A 14142-nucleotide genomic window follows, 5' to 3' on the forward strand; every position below is an offset into this window, starting at 1 on the left:
TAGAAATTGGCAGACGAAAACAACAGCAACGAAGACGGCCAGTTCGTGCCTGACGGCTCCATGGAACCGTTGAGCCCGCAGGAGGCCGACAACACCGATTATGGCCTGATGGTCGGCGAACGCGTCCAGAAGAAGGATCTGCAGCAGGAAATGCGCGAATCCTATCTGGCGTACGCCATGTCCGTCATCGTCGATCGTGCCCTTCCGGACGTGCGAGACGGCATGAAGCCGGTGCACCGCCGCGTGATCTACGCGATGTACGACGGCGGCTACCGCCCTGACCGCGGCTACTCCAAGTGCGCACGCGTCGTCGGCGAAGTCATGGGCAAGTACCATCCGCACGGCGATTCCGCCATCTACGACACGTTGGTGCGTATGGCGCAGTCGTGGTCGATGCGATACACGCTCGTCGACGGCCAGGGCAACTTCGGCTCCCCCGGCGACGACCCGGCAGCCGCAATGCGTTACACGGAATGCCGTATGGCGCCGCTCGCCATGGAAATGGTGCGTGACATCGACAAGGACACCGTCGATTTCCTGCCGAACTACGATGGCAAGACGCAGGAGCCGACCGTGCTGCCGGCCCGCTTCCCGAACCTGCTGTGCAACGGCTCGTCCGGCATCGCCGTCGGCATGGCGACCAACATTCCTCCGCACAACATGCGCGAGGTGGCAGAAGGCGTGCATTGGGCGCTCGACCATCCGGACGCGAGCCGTGAGGAACTGCTCGACAACCTGATCCGCATCATCAAGGGACCGGACTTCCCTACCGGCGCCACGATTCTCGGCCATAAGGGCATCGAACAGGCGTACCGTACCGGCCGTGGCCTCATCACCATGCGAGCCGTGGTGAACACCGAGGAGATCAAGGGCCGCATGTGCCTCGTGATCACCGAACTGCCGTACCAGGTCAACCCGGATCGTCTGGTCGTGTCCATCCGCGAAGCGGTGCGCGACGGCAAGATCCAAGGCATCGCCGACATGCGCGACGAAACCTCCGGCCGTACTGGCCAGCGCCTCGTGCTCGTGCTCAAGCGCGACGCCGTGCCGAAGGTCGTGCTCAACAACCTGTACAAGCATTCCCAGCTGCAGCAGACCTTCGGCGCGAACATGCTGGCACTGGTCGACGGTGTGCCGCGCACGCTGTCCCTGGATGCGTTCATCCGTCATTGGGTAAACCACCAGCTCGAAGTCATCGCACGCCGTACCGCCTACCTCAAGCGCGAGGCCGAGGAACGCGACCACATCCTGCAGGGCTATCTGAAGGCCCTTGACATGATCGATGAGGTCATCGCCCTCATCCGTGCCTCCGAGTCCGCGGAGACCGCCCGCACGGGCCTTATGGACCTGCTTGACGTGGACGAGGTGCAGGCCGACGCCATCCTCGCCATGCAGCTGCGCCGACTGGCCGCCCTGGAACGTCAGAAGATCCTCGACGAGCACAACGAGCTCATGCGCAAGATCGCCGACTACAACGACATCCTCGCCAAGCCGGAACGCCAGCGCAAGATCGTCGGCGACGAGCTGGACGAAATCGTCGCCAAGTATGGCGACGAACGCCGTACCAAGATTCTGCCGTACTCCGGCGAGATGAACGTCGAAGACCTGATCGCCGAAGAAAACGTGGTCGTCACCGTGACCCACTCCGGTTTCATCAAGCGCACCAAGGCCGACGAATACCGCGCGCAGCACCGCGGCGGCAAGGGCATCAAGGGCGCCAAGCTGCGCGAGGACGACGTGGTGGACCACTTCTTCCTGACCAGCACGCACAACTGGCTGCTGTTCTTCACCAACAAGGGCCGCGTGTACCGTCTGAAAGCATACGAGCTGCCGGAAGGCTCCCGCGATTCCAAGGGACAGCACGTGGCGAACCTGCTGCAGTTCGGCCCGGACGAGACGATCCAGACCGTGCTGTCGATTCCGAACTACGACGTGGCCAAGTACTTGGTGCTCGCCACCCGTTCCGGCAAGGTCAAGAAGACCGCGCTCGCCGAATACGACTCCCCGCGTCAGGGTGGTCTGATCGCGGTACGACTCATGACCGACGAGAACGGCGAGAACGCCGACGAGCTGATCGGTGCCGCGCTGTGCAACGCCGACGACGACATCATCCTCGTCTCCAAGCAGGGCATGAGCCTGAAGTTCGAAGCCAACGACGAGCAGCTGCGCCCGATGGGCCGCCAGACCGCCGGTGTGCAGGGCATGAAGTTCCGCGACGGCGACGAGCTTTTGGCCATGGATGTGGTGCAGGGCGATTCCGACAGGGATCTGCTCGTGGTCACCAACGAGGGCTTCGCCAAGCGCACCGCCATCAGCGAATACCGTCTGCAGGGCCGTAACGGCTACGGCGTCAAGGCCGTGCAGCTCGCCGAAGGCCGTGGCTCCCTGGTGGGTGCCGTGATCGTGGAGGAATCCGACCAGATCATGGCCATCATGAAGTCCGGCAAGGTCATCCGCTCCAACGTCGCCGAAGTCAAGCGCACCGGACGTACCACCCAGGGTGTGACGCTCGCCAAGCCTGACAAGAACGACGAAATCATCTCCATAGCACGTAACGAGGAGACCGACGAGGATGATGCCGAGCAGGCCGCCGCGGAAAACGGAGCAGTCCAGAACGACGCAGCCGCGCAATCGCAAGCCGAAACCACTACTGAAAACTCCGCTGAAACCGGTACGGAAGCCACTTCCGATGCCGGCGATGGCGAGAATGTAGAGGCCTGAGACACAGGCGGGGAATCGTCTGCGAAAACTGGTAGCCTCGGCTAGAAGTAGGCAAGATTCTGCAAGGAGCAACGATGAGCGAGAACAATGAAAGCCATCAGGCGCAGGCAGGGGCGCAGGCCCCACGCGTGGCCCGTTCCGCATCCAGCCAGCCGTTGAGCGGTACGGAACAGTCTCAGGCGCATGAGAACATGGCCGCCGCGTCCGGCGGTGTGAAGGTTCGTGAAAAAGCGCGTCGTGGCGCGCCTCGCGCCCGCCGCATGAGCCTGTCCCTGACCCGCATCGACGCATGGTCCGCGGCCAAGGTGGCGTTCATGCTTTCCATCGCGGGAGGCATCATCCAGATCGTCGCGGTGACGCTGCTGTGGCTGCTGCTGAACGTGGTCGGCGTGTTCGATCAGGTGACGCAGATCGTGTCCTCCACCGGTCTTGACGCCGGCGGATTCGACCTTGCCAACGTGCTTTCGCTGAGCACCGTGCTGAGCGCGGTCACCATCTTCTCCATCATCGAAGTGGTGCTGTTCACCGTGCTGGTGGTGATTCTCACGCTGCTGTACAACGTGGTGAGCACGCTGGTCGGCGGCATCCACGTGACGCTCGGCGACGACTGATCGATTCGTCATACGGCGTTCGTACGGCGCTTGCGCAACGTAAGCCGTTCGTGCAACATAAGAAGACGGCGCTTCCCTACTTCGGGAGGCGCCGTCTTTTCTTATGTAATCGCGATTATGCGGTCGCTTTTATGCAATCGTCATACTGCGTTGCGCGTTATGCCGTAACGCATATGAAAACGGTCCGTGCGAACGAATCGCACGGACCGTTGAAACGGATTGTGAAAGACGATCAGAGCACGCCCTGGGCGACCATGGCGTTGGCGACCTTGACGAAGCCGGCGGCGTTGGCGCCGAGCATCAGATCGCCCTCATGGCCGTACTCCTTGGCGGCGGCCAGGGAATTGGCGACGATGTTCTCCATGATGGACTTGAGCTTGTTGTCCACCTCTTCGAACGTCCAGGAAAGGCGGTAGGAGTTCTGGCTCATCTCAAGGCCGGACACAGCCACGCCACCCGCGTTGGCGGCCTTAGCCGGGCCGTACAGCAGGCCGTTGTCCTGATAGACGGCGATTGCCTCCGGGGTGGACGGCATGTTGGCGCCTTCGCACACGACCTTGCAGCCGTTGGCGACGAGGGCCTTGGCGGACTCCTCATCGATTTCGTTCTGGGTGGCGCACGGCAGCGCGATGTCGCACGGCACGGTCCACACGCCCTTGCAGCCCTCGTGGTATTCGGCACCCGGAACACGCTCCGCGTACTCCTTGATGCGGCCGCGGTGGCCGAGCTTGATGTCCTTGACGATGTCGAGCTTGATGCCGTCCGGATCGTAGACGTAGCCGTTGGAATCGGAGGCGGTGACGACCTTCGCGCCGAGGGCCTGGGCCTTCTCGGTGGCGAAGATGGCCACGTTGCCGGAGCCGGAGATGACGACGGTCTTGCCTTCGAAGGAATCGTTCTTCAGGACGCGCAGGGCTTCCTGGGTGTAGTAGCACAGGCCGTAGCCGGTAGCCTCGGTGCGAGCCAGGGAGCCGCCGAATTCGAGGCCCTTGCCGGTGATCACGCCGGAGTATTCGTCGCGGATACGCTTGTACTGGCCGAACAGGTAGCCGATCTCACGGGCGCCGACGTTGATGTCGCCGGCCGGAACGTCGGTGAACTGGCCGATGTGACGGCACAGCTCGGTCATGAACGCCTGGCAGAAACGCATGACTTCGGCATCGGACTTGCCCTTCGGGTCGAAGTCGGAGCCGCCCTTGCCGCCGCCCATCGGCAGGCTGGTCAGGGAGTTCTTGAGAATCTGCTCGAAGCCAAGGAACTTGATGACGCCCTCGTTCACGCTCGGGTGGAAACGCAGACCGCCCTTGTACGGGCCGATCGCGGAGTTGAACTGGATGCGGTAACCGCGGTTGACCTGCACCTTGCCCTCATCGTCCGTCCAGGCGACGCGGAACTTCACCACGCGCTCCGGCTCGACGAGGCGCTCGAGCACGCCCGCCTTCTCATATTCCGGGTGCTTCTCAACAACCGGCTCGAGGCTTTCGAAGACCTCGCGAACGGCCTGCAGGAACTCCGGCTGGTCGCCATCGCGCTTCTCGACCTGCGCGTACACGCGCTTGACGTACTCATCAGTGAGCATATTTTTCCCCTTCGGGATAGTTGGGTTATCAATACGGCGGTTTCATTCTATGTGCTTGACTGTGAGACGCACAAGATATTGCTCAAGATTTGGCTGGAGGCGTTTGGAACGCCATAGGATAGTGTGTGGAAGGCGAGGAGAGAGCGTCGTCCGCAACATCAACTCCCTCATTTCCCACAGGAGAAAAACCATGCTTGAAGGATTCAAGAAGTTCATTGCACGCGGCAACATGATCGACATGGCTGTCGGTGTTGTTATGGGCGGTGCCGTCACCACCGTGGTCAATTCGATCGTGAACAGCGTGATCAACCCGTTCATCGCCATGATTTTCGGCAAGCCGAATATGGACGGCCTGCTGGCGATCACGTTCAACGGCGCGACCGTCTCGTTCGGCGCTGTGCTGGGCGCGATTCTGAATTTCCTGATTATCGCGGCCGCCGTTTATTTCTGCATTCTGGTGCCGATTAACAAGTTCCGCGACATGACCGAAGCGCTGCTTGCCAAGACCAAGCTTGCCGAGCAGAAGGAAGCCGAGGAAAAGGCCGCTGAAGAGCCGTCTGCCGAAGAGCAGACCGTCCAGCTGCTGCAGCAGATTCGTGACGAGCTGGCCAAGCAGAACACGGCCCGCAACTAGTTGCGATTCGTGGTGCCGCTCCCCTATTGATTTGATGATTCCGGCCGCTTGTGGGTATGCGGGCGGCCGTTTTATTTGGTTTGCGGGCGATCGCGTCCGTTGGATGGTCGACAAGAGGCTGAATACGAAAAAGGCTTCCGATTACTCGGAAGCCTTCAATTCTGTGGAGCTAAGGGGATTCGAACCCCTGACCCTCTCCATGCCATGGAGATGCGCTACCAGCTGCGCCATAGCCCCGTGGAGCTAGCCGGGTTCGAACCGGCGACCCTCTGCTTGCAAAGCAGATGCGCTACCAGCTGCGCTATAGCCCCATAGGTGAAAAAAGCGGCTATGCCGCTTCCTTACCATCTACGTGGGCCCGGGAGGACTTGAACCTCCGACCTCATCCTTATCAGGGATGCGCTCTAACCACCTGAGCTACGGGCCCAACTTGCTGTGTCTTGAACACAACGAATTGAAATGATACTTGAATCACAGGGAAAGTCAAGTGCCGCCGTGTCATCGGCGTGTCGTGGCATAATGCAGGCATGACATACGGGCAGCGCAACGGCGGTAACGGCCGTTACGGCAGGGGAGTGGGGCATCGCAACCGCAATCGCGTGATTTCCGAAACGACGGCGAGCATCGCCGGCATGCGGGTGGCCATCGTGCGCAAACCCATCAAAAACATGTACCTGCGCATCAAACCACCGAACGCGGATATCGTCATCTCCGCGCCGCAACGAATGTCGCAAAGCGCTATCGAACGGTTTGTAACGGAACGCAAGCCGTGGATCGAACGGGCGCAACGCAGCATGCGGCAGGCCAGAGACGCGCAACTCAACGCGCAGCGTGCGCAAAACGGCAATATTGGCGATACTGGCGCTTCCGCCAACCCGCCCGCTTTCGTATGGACGGACGAGGCCAAGGCGCGGGCGCAACGCAACATCGAATCGCAATTGCCTGTGTTGCTTGCCAAATGGGGCCCGATCGTTGGCCGTACGCCGACGCATATCACGTTGCGTCTGATGAGTTCGCGTTGGGGATCGTGCACGCCGAAGACCGGACGTATCCGACTTAACCTGCAGCTTGGTTTAATGGCCCCTAGATTCCTCGAATACGTGCTGGTGCATGAGATGACCCACCTGTGGGAGAACGGCCACGGAGAGGGCTTTCAAAGGCGTATGAGCGCCTATCTGCCGCAATGGAGGCAGTTGCGCCGCGACATCAACCGGCAGGTGGTGCTGTAAGAGGCCGCTCGGGTTACTTGGCGTCCGCCGCGGAATCGCCAGCCGCGGAACCGTCCTCATCGGCGGTGTGCCGACGCACTTCCAGCGTTTCGATACGACGGCCGTCCACTTCGGTGACGACCATGTCATAACCGTCATCGGATGACAGCACGTCGCCGACCTCGCCCATTTTGCCGGTGTGCGCCAGGAAATAGCCGGCAACCGTCTCGTACGGGCCGTCTTCCAGCTCGATGCCGGTCAAATCCGCGAAATCCTCGATCGTCATGCCACCTTCGATGGTGGCCACGCCATTGACGAAAGCGGCGCGTTCTGTGCGTTCGCCGCCCTTTTCCTCCGGCAGGTCGTATTCGTCGCGGATGTCGCCGACCAATTCCTCGGTCATGTCTTCCAACGTGACGATGCCGTCGGTGCCGCCGTATTCGTCGATTACCACGGCCAGGTGAATGCCTCGTTTGCGCAGCAGCTCAAGGCTTGGCAGCAGCTTCGACGTGCCCGGCAGGGAAATGCCCTCACGCGTCACGTCGGCAACGGTTCTCGCCTTCGGATCGCGGATGTCGAGCAGGTCGCGCACGTGCACGAAGCCGAGCACATCATCGAAATCCTTGCCGGTGACGGGGTAACGCGAATACGGCATTTCACGCACGTACGCGGCGGCTTCCGCAATCGGCATGGAGCCGTCCAGGAACGCGACGTCGGCACGCGGACGCATGACCTCCGCCACAATGGTTTCGGATGCGTCGAACACGTCGTCGAGGATGGTGCGCTCGTCCTTGCTGAGGTTGGTGTTGGTGTTGACGAGCACGCGCAGTTCGTCGTCGGACACCTCGCTGTCGGTTTCGTTCGGATCGAAGCCGAGCAGCCGCACGATGCCGTTCGTGTTCTTGCCGATCAGCCAGATGATCGGCTTGCACACTTTGGCGAACACATGGATGGCCGGCACCACGGCACGCGCGATCTGCTCGTTGCGTTGCATGGCGATACGCTTCGGCACCAGTTCGGAAATGACGATAGAGCAATACGAGATGATCAGCGTCAACGCGATGGTGGTCAGGGGAGCGGCGACGTTATGCGGCACACCCCAGTCTTCGATGACCGGCACGATATACGGGGCGATTGAGGATTCGCCGAACGACGCGGACAGGAAGCCGCACAGCGTCACGCCGATCTGCACGGTGGACAGGAACGTGTTCGGGTCGCGTGCGATCTGCGCCACACGCTTGCCGCGCGCATCCTCCTGTTCCATCTGGTCGATCTGCGATCCGCGCAGGCTGACCAGCGCCAGTTCGGTGCCGGCGAACACGGAACCGAGCAGCAGGAAAATGAAAATCAGAAGGATGTTCAAACCAAGCGACATGATTCCAATCTAAAGCAACGGCATGTCAAAACAGCGCGACGCAACGGATCCGGAAGCCGTCTTTTTCCGGAAAACGTCAGAAGCTCAATACTTCGACTTTTCCGGTGTCGAGCTGGTAGCGTGCTCCGGTGATCATCAGCCGGTCCTCCGCCAGCGCGTGCTGAATCACCTCGGACTGTTCCACCAGTTGCTCGATGGTGCGTGCGATGTGCACGCGCTCGAAATCCTCCGTCGATTCCAGCTCCGACTCGTGCGCCTGCCAGATCGAAAAACCGACGGTGCGCAGCATCAGCGATTTCGCGTTCAGAATACGTTCGTCAAGGTCGGCAACGCTGTCAGCGGCCATCAGCGAATCCTCTGCGTCGGCGGTCAACTCGTGCAACAACGCCTCGTATTCCTTGCATGCCTGCTTGATCGCGCCGCAATTCTGATGGCCGAGCACCACCAAAAGGCGCACGCCGAGCACGTCCACCGCGTATTCCAAAGAGGCGATCACAGCATCGTCTATGACCTGCCCTGCCGTGCGCACGGTGAACAGATCGCCGATGCCTGCGTCGAAAATAATATCGGGGCTGACACGCGCGTCGGAGCAGCTCAGTATGGCCGCTTCCGGCTCATGCGTGTCGATAGTCGCCTCGCGCGCTTCCACGCTGCGGTTCGGATGCTCCAGCTTGCCTTCCGCGAATCTACGGTTACCGGCCAGCATACGGCTCCACACGCCGCTTGCGGTGCCTTCCACGTCGTTCTGGTTCACAAATGGTTCGTCCGTCATTGATTCCACCTCTTTGTCATTTCATCACAGGCTATGGTTCATCATAAACGGTGTTTCTGAAGTTGTTTCGATTGAATCGCCATCTAAGGCAGGGGCTGCGGACGTTTTCTTGGAGATAATCACGCAGCTATTCCTTGGCTCTGACGGTATCGTGCCGGACTCATCCAACCGAGCGACTGCCCCGGGTGCTAAATAGACGTGCAACGCCTTGTCTAGGTTTGGAAGTGTTCAGTTTCTAATTTAAGAAGGCGTTGCGCTTACAAGTTGAATCCGGGAACGCGAGCGGGGAGGCCCGCGCCGTTTATCGGCACGGAACCTCCCCGCTCGTATCATCCAGGCGGTCAGCCGAAAATCAGCCCGTGTTCTGCAGGCCTGCTGCGACACCCGGCGCCTGATTTGGGCGTTGCCATATGGATTCAGCGATGATCATTGCACTTCATGTAACTGCAATATTTGCTGTTATTCATTGAAATTCTTGATACAACGATGTTTTATTGGTATGAAAAAATGCTTTGAAAGTTGCGGCGAAAGAGACGGGACCTCCTTTGACAACCGCATGAAAAGTTCCTTTGCTAAGAACATTCAGATTTCCTTCAAACCAGGAATAATTTGGAGACCATTGGAAAACACAGACCCCGGTCTGGTATGAGCTTCCAAGCAAGGATTTTGAGGTAACTTTGTAATTCGTTACTGTAGCTCGAAAATCTTGCTTTACCCAACAAGCTCCTCCTGCTGGGACTCCAGAAAAGACGCTTGAGGTATATGTTGCCGTACCGCGTGTGCTTGCGTTTTTGGTTTCTCTGGTATTAGAGGCTGTATCTTCTTCGTATGCTTTCGCAATAGATTCAGCGTATAGATTGGCGTCACCGTGGTATTCATCAATCGTACTTTGAGGAGCATCGATTTTAAATTCGCCGAATTCGACGTCTAAGTTATTCGTGGAAGCAATGTTAGAGAGTTTTTCTTGCAGAGCGACTTCTGCAGAAGAATTGAAGGCGCTTCGGTCATGTCCAGAAGTGCTAGCCATTGCTGATGGGGTACCAGAGAACGCCAGTATTGCCACCAGTACTGTGGTGAACGCGATTTTTTTATGAAGGTTCATTCGTAGTCTCCTTTGGCTTCGAAAGTATTTTTTATCCAGTGATGCGTCTTTGCGTCACTTTAGTTCTATCTATTCTATACTGATTATCGTTGTTCTCATAATTTTGTCGGCGAAGGTTTGTCCTTTGGTGTCCCATAAAGGCCAAAGAAACCCAATGAAACATGGCACGAAATCAACGCAGTGAGCTATCTCGCGTAAACCCATCCTTACTCCCGATATGGGCAGGTTGGAATATTGATCGACTACCTGCAGTCCTAGAAAATGATGCGACCAAGCTTGTCCGTTGCGCGTAGAACAGGCAGAAATCACGCAAACTATGATTATGGAGACGCAGTTAATCCAGATTCCCATGGTTCCATCTATGGAAGATCTCCCATATAAAACGCTGTTTATTAATTGTGATAGCAATGAAGTTGGCAATATTATGCGAAGAATATATGACGCTGCTCTGCGACACCATATTTTCCCCATTGACGGCCTCCTTGACGAACCCGGCCAGATTGGAAACAGTATAAGAAAAGGTTCAGTGTAATGCTGTAGTTCCCCTTCTAAGTTATTTCAATCTTATGTTGGATTCCATAAGAATAGGACAAAACGCCGGATAACGCGAGCGGGGAGGCCCGCGCTGTCAACGGCGTAGGCCTCCCCGTTCATCGAGCGGTCGGTCAGCCGAAGATCAGCCGGTGTTCTGCAGGCCTGCTGCGACACCCGACACGGTGCACAGGATCAGGTAGGTGTTACTGCAGTCTGCAGAAGATGAAAAGAATAAGAGCTAAAACAAGAAAGGCGGCACCGCTTATTCTCATTAAGGATGTGTATAGATTGCTCGGATCTCCTTTTTGAGTCCAGAGGAAATTGCTTATTTTCCAGAGTTGCCTTGGAAAAATAAGCATACATAATCCTAGCAGGGCAAGTGCTGTGAGATATATGTACTGCACTGTTCTCCTTCTGGTTTGTCCCTACTGTTTTATTGATAACCCTTTTGCCTGAGGTTGTGGACAAGGCTAGAACTATATTGGCTCCAAAATCGACGGGGTTAGCTCTATGCGCGTGCATTTCGAAACTGGTCACACGGCTGGAGACTTGAGGGCGCATATAGAATTCGCCCCCATTGGTGCCATTGTTGAAAACAATGGAAGGTGAAACCATATAGGTGGAATATTGATCATTTGAACTTTGCCCATCGAGATTGACTACCCGGTCGATGACGTTATTGGCGACAATCCATCCAACCTGCTACCAATTTACAGCAAAGGCTGGAGTGGTCATAACTGTGCATAGGCAAACTGAGATAATTGTGGAGAATAAAAAAACTCTTCTGGATTTCATAATTTCCTCCATGTGAAAATTTAATCTCAATCGACAATGATTAAGATATTAAGAGTATTCTAATGGAAAATGAGTAGGGGTGCACTCTAGGGTGTGATTTTCTAGTGAAAATAGCAAAGGTTCTCTCTCGTGGAAGTTGCAAACGAGGGCTTCGCTATGTGTCTGTGTTTCAGGAGTCATGCAGTTGTTACTGAATCATGAGTGGATTGAGGATAAGTATGCTAGTGCTGCATGTTAGGCGCTGAACAAAAACCTTCGAGTGCGGCGTCTTCCGTCAACAACACAACTCGTTCAGAAATACACCCAATATGGTCAAACAGTAAGACAGCGCTATGATGCGAACAATCTTCTTCCAAGACAGTTTGTCATGAAGGAAAGCCGTAACCAAAAGGGTTGTCATTGGGGTTATAAGCAGGACGAGGAAGAAATAGAGAAATGTGGACTAGGCTCAATCTGCCGAGAATATAAGTCTGACCGAACCAGTTGTATAAGCCCACGATGGCTGTCGGTGTCGCGGCGTGGGTAAACGCGGACAGGCGCCGGGTTACGTCGGATGATTGGGAGTCTGTCGCTCGGCCTGCGTGCCTGTTTTGTGCGCTGTCGCCGGCCAGGCTAGGGCCGCGCGACGCGAGCGGGGAGGCCCGCGCCATTTATCGGCACGGAACCTCCCCGCTCGCATCATTCAGGCGGTCAGCCGAAGATCAGCCCGTGTTCTGCAGGCCTGCTGCGACACCGGACACGGTGCACAGGATTAGGTAGGTGTAGTTCTCCTTCTGTCCGTGCGTGAGCTCTTCCTTGTCCACCTTCTTGCGCAGCGACCTGAGGGCGAGCACCTGGGTGACGGACAGCGCGTCCACGTACGGGGAGCGGATGCGGATGGCCTGGCCGAGCACGTGGCGGTGCTGCAGCGGCCACTTGTCGCCCACGATGCGCTCAAGTTAGTCCGGTCAATGGCTTTGGAAAATCATGGGGAGTGCGGCTGCGCGGGTTCGCTCCTCGACAAGGTGACTTGATTTGGGACCGCCGTTAACTTTCGTCAGACACATCGTAAATCCCGTCCAAGTATCCGTATCGTCCGTTGTGCTTGTCCTTCGAGAATTCGACGATATTGATGTTATCGTCAAGAGGAATGCCAGCCATGTGATTCGTGTTTTCGATAATGATGATTTGTTGTGAAACCGCTTGTTTCGCTAGATAGGAAAACAGGCCCACTTTCATGGATGAGTCTTCCAGGGGTCGTATTCCTTCGTCAAACCCATGCAGAGGCGTATCAATAAGCAGCCAACCCGGAGTATGCTTTGACTGTTCATTGAGATAATCATGAAATGCGAGCATAACAACGCTGTTAAGAAATGCGCAGTATCCCTTGCCTTGTTCATCAGCCTTGGAATACCCTGCTATTTCGACATCAAAAGAAGATCTGCTGAAATCTGCAGTATCAGCACCTTGAAAATGACATTGTTGCAGAATGCTGCGTATGGTGTTATTCATGGAATACCAGAAATCACTCTGGAAACATTCGCGTGGCTTGTATTTTTCATCATTCTGTGTTGCTTGACCAGCGTCATCGAGTGCCTTGTTGAAACGAGCATGCAGCGCTATGAGTTCCGCATATTCCGCATGCAATTGTTCTGCATGGGCAATTTGCTCAATATCTTGTTGCATGTGCTGCGCTGTTGGTTGAATGTCGGATTTGAGCGAATGCATATTTTGCCGATGCTGCTGTTTCTCCAGATGCAGCTCCTGTTGCACCTCATCGGCTTTGTCGACGAGGATGGCTAGATCGGTTTCAACGTCTGCTTGGATTCTGTGGATATGCTCAATTTCTGTTGAGACGATTAGAATGTCCTGTTCAGTCGGCACAGACATGTGGATGGGGCTGTGGCAAAACTGACATGTGGCGGGATAGGCATGTGTGCGGGCATGTTTCATTGCCTGTAGTTGCAAATCAAGACGTGCAGCGTCTGATTCGTATTGACTGATAAGTACCTTACGTTGGCGAATAAGTACCTCAAGGTGCTCATATTGTTGATTAAGCTGAGAGATATGTGAGATGGTATGGGCATCTCGATTGAGGAGAGTTTGTCTTTGCTGTTCTACGTGTAATGCTTTTTTGTGAAGGTCTTAAATAGGTGTGAATGGTCTTCCCCTCATTTGTTGCGATATGGCGCATCTCCTCAAGGTGTCTGATGCGAGGCTCTATATCATCCAACTGCTGATGGATGAACTGTTCCACGGCTTTTCTGCGGGCGTGACGTTCGCTGGCACTCTCTGTCTGTATGGAGTTGTCGATTTTTTCATCTTGAACTAGCACGAGCAACGAGGACAGACTTTGTGTGAGAGTTGCTAGAGAGGTACTTTTGGGGAAAAGAATGGAGGGGCGTGCACGTCCTATTTGGTCCTCGGGGACAATCATGAGATGTCTGATGGCATTCCATGTGAAAGCAACTGTATGGTAGGTTTCGTTTGTCGCTATTCTACGGGTTGATTCAACGCCTAGTAAGGCAAGAAGAACCGTATTGATTGATTTACCGGCACGTGATGAAACGGAGTAGGAACCGGGGACGATCATTGGGTTGCTGGATTTTACATGGATAGTGTTCTGAACGTGAATCGAACGACTAAGCGAAACCTCACCGCCGTTGGTCACGAACGTGACCTGTGCAATTTCATAGGCAGTTTTATCGGTAAAGGGGAGCTCTTTCCCTCCGCAGGCAAATTCCACGGTTTTTGCGATTCTGGTTTTCCCGGTGTTCGAAGCGCCGATAATGCAGTTCAGCCCGCATGTGAGATTAATGGCGGATTCCACTC

Annotated in this window: 12 protein-coding genes, 3 tRNA genes and 1 pseudogene; 4 read left to right on the forward strand and 12 right to left on the reverse strand. The window is 56.1% G+C overall.

Translation table 11 applies throughout. The features are described 5' to 3' along the window. Window positions 1-6 precede the first annotated feature (6 nt). On the forward strand, window positions 7-2721 hold the full coding sequence (gyrA, locus tag OGI63_RS01075) for a DNA gyrase subunit A (RefSeq protein ID WP_021912818.1): 2715 nt from the start codon (window positions 7-9) through the stop codon (window positions 2719-2721). Window positions 2722-2795: 74 nt separating this feature from the next. Beyond that, on the forward strand, window positions 2796-3332 hold the full coding sequence (locus OGI63_RS01080) for a DUF3566 domain-containing protein (protein WP_003807186.1): 537 nt from the start codon (window positions 2796-2798) through the stop codon (window positions 3330-3332). 232 nt (window positions 3333-3564) lie between these two features. Here the strand turns inward: OGI63_RS01080 and gdhA are convergent, their stop codons facing one another. Further along, window positions 3565-4911 carry an NADP-specific glutamate dehydrogenase gene (gdhA, locus tag OGI63_RS01085; RefSeq protein WP_011742565.1) on the reverse strand — a complete coding sequence of 449 codons (1347 nt, stop codon included), beginning with the start codon at window positions 4909-4911 and terminating at the stop codon, window positions 3565-3567. A 190-nt stretch (window positions 4912-5101) separates the two neighbouring features. On the opposite strand from gdhA, the gene OGI63_RS01090 reads away from it, so the two are divergent. Beyond that, window positions 5102-5545, forward strand: a complete 444-nt coding sequence (locus tag OGI63_RS01090) for an MscL family protein (protein WP_011742566.1) — start codon at window positions 5102-5104, stop codon at window positions 5543-5545. A 164-nt stretch (window positions 5546-5709) separates the two neighbouring features. Here the strand turns inward: OGI63_RS01090 and OGI63_RS01095 are convergent. The 3 genes from OGI63_RS01095 to OGI63_RS01105 form a co-directional block, all read right to left on the reverse strand. Then, a tRNA-Ala gene (locus OGI63_RS01095) sits at window positions 5710-5782 on the reverse strand. Between the two features lies 1 nt (window position 5783). Next, window positions 5784-5856, reverse strand: a tRNA-Ala gene (locus tag OGI63_RS01100). Between the two features lie 42 nt (window positions 5857-5898). Beyond that, a tRNA-Ile gene (locus OGI63_RS01105) sits at window positions 5899-5972 on the reverse strand. Window positions 5973-6072: 100 nt separating this feature from the next. On the opposite strand from OGI63_RS01105, the gene OGI63_RS01110 reads away from it, so the two are divergent. Continuing rightward, window positions 6073-6774 carry a M48 family metallopeptidase gene (locus OGI63_RS01110; RefSeq protein ID WP_021912820.1) on the forward strand — a complete coding sequence of 234 codons (702 nt, stop codon included), beginning with the start codon at window positions 6073-6075 and terminating at the stop codon, window positions 6772-6774. Between the two features lie 13 nt (window positions 6775-6787). Here OGI63_RS01110 and OGI63_RS01115 read toward each other — a convergent pair whose 3' ends face one another. The 8 genes and pseudogenes from OGI63_RS01115 to OGI63_RS01145 form a co-directional block, all read right to left on the reverse strand. Next, entirely contained in the window at window positions 6788-8128 is a 1341-nt protein-coding gene (locus OGI63_RS01115; protein WP_041777183.1) for a hemolysin family protein, read from the reverse strand. Between the two features lie 76 nt (window positions 8129-8204). Continuing rightward, the gene (locus tag OGI63_RS01120; RefSeq protein ID WP_011742569.1) at window positions 8205-8900 is read right to left on the reverse strand and encodes a carbonic anhydrase; all 696 of its coding nucleotides are present in this window, start codon (window positions 8898-8900) and stop codon (window positions 8205-8207) included. A 463-nt stretch (window positions 8901-9363) separates the two neighbouring features. Continuing rightward, entirely contained in the window at window positions 9364-10002 is a 639-nt protein-coding gene (locus OGI63_RS01125; RefSeq protein WP_011742570.1) for a hypothetical protein, read from the reverse strand. A 69-nt stretch (window positions 10003-10071) separates the two neighbouring features. Beyond that, window positions 10072-10473: an RDD family protein gene (locus tag OGI63_RS01130; RefSeq protein WP_011742571.1), complete on the reverse strand. Its 402-nt coding sequence runs from the start codon at window positions 10471-10473 to the stop codon at window positions 10072-10074. A gap of 266 nt (window positions 10474-10739) precedes the next feature. Beyond that, window positions 10740-10940 (reverse strand): DUF6199 family natural product biosynthesis protein, encoded by a 201-nt coding sequence (locus OGI63_RS14260; RefSeq protein WP_034879698.1) that lies wholly within the window; start codon window positions 10938-10940, stop codon window positions 10740-10742. Window positions 10941-12032: 1092 nt separating this feature from the next. Continuing rightward, window positions 12033-12263: pseudogene (locus tag OGI63_RS01135) on the reverse strand (phosphoenolpyruvate carboxylase); the annotation flags it as partial. A 94-nt stretch (window positions 12264-12357) separates the two neighbouring features. Beyond that, window positions 12358-13194, reverse strand: coding sequence for a hypothetical protein (locus OGI63_RS01140; protein WP_230468155.1), 837 nt, complete (start codon window positions 13192-13194; stop codon window positions 12358-12360). Window positions 13195-13363: 169 nt separating this feature from the next. After that, complete coding sequence (locus tag OGI63_RS01145) at window positions 13364-14140, reverse strand: AAA family ATPase (RefSeq protein WP_231837086.1); 777 nt, start codon at window positions 14138-14140, stop codon at window positions 13364-13366. Window positions 14141-14142: the final 2 nt, after the last annotated feature.

The organism is Bifidobacterium sp. KRGSERBCFTRI (assembly GCF_025908335.1).

What these genes read in the sequence shown, in the direction of transcription:
- OGI63_RS01120 (WP_011742569.1), bottom strand. Translation starts at nt 8,900, where the DNA reads ATGACGGACGAACCATTTGTGAACCAGAACGACGTGGAAGGCACCGCA.
- gdhA (WP_011742565.1), bottom strand. Translation starts at nt 4,911, where the DNA reads ATGCTCACTGATGAGTACGTCAAGCGCGTGTACGCGCAGGTCGAGAAG.
- OGI63_RS01115 (WP_041777183.1), bottom strand. Translation starts at nt 8,128, where the DNA reads ATGTCGCTTGGTTTGAACATCCTTCTGATTTTCATTTTCCTGCTGCTC.
- OGI63_RS01110 (WP_021912820.1), top strand. Translation starts at nt 6,073, where the DNA reads ATGACATACGGGCAGCGCAACGGCGGTAACGGCCGTTACGGCAGGGGA.
- OGI63_RS01090 (WP_011742566.1), top strand. Translation starts at nt 5,102, where the DNA reads ATGCTTGAAGGATTCAAGAAGTTCATTGCACGCGGCAACATGATCGAC.
- OGI63_RS01125 (WP_011742570.1), bottom strand. Translation starts at nt 10,002, where the DNA reads ATGAACCTTCATAAAAAAATCGCGTTCACCACAGTACTGGTGGCAATA.
- OGI63_RS01130 (WP_011742571.1), bottom strand. Translation starts at nt 10,473, where the DNA reads ATGGGGAAAATATGGTGTCGCAGAGCAGCGTCATATATTCTTCGCATA.
- OGI63_RS01080 (WP_003807186.1), top strand. Translation starts at nt 2,796, where the DNA reads ATGAGCGAGAACAATGAAAGCCATCAGGCGCAGGCAGGGGCGCAGGCC.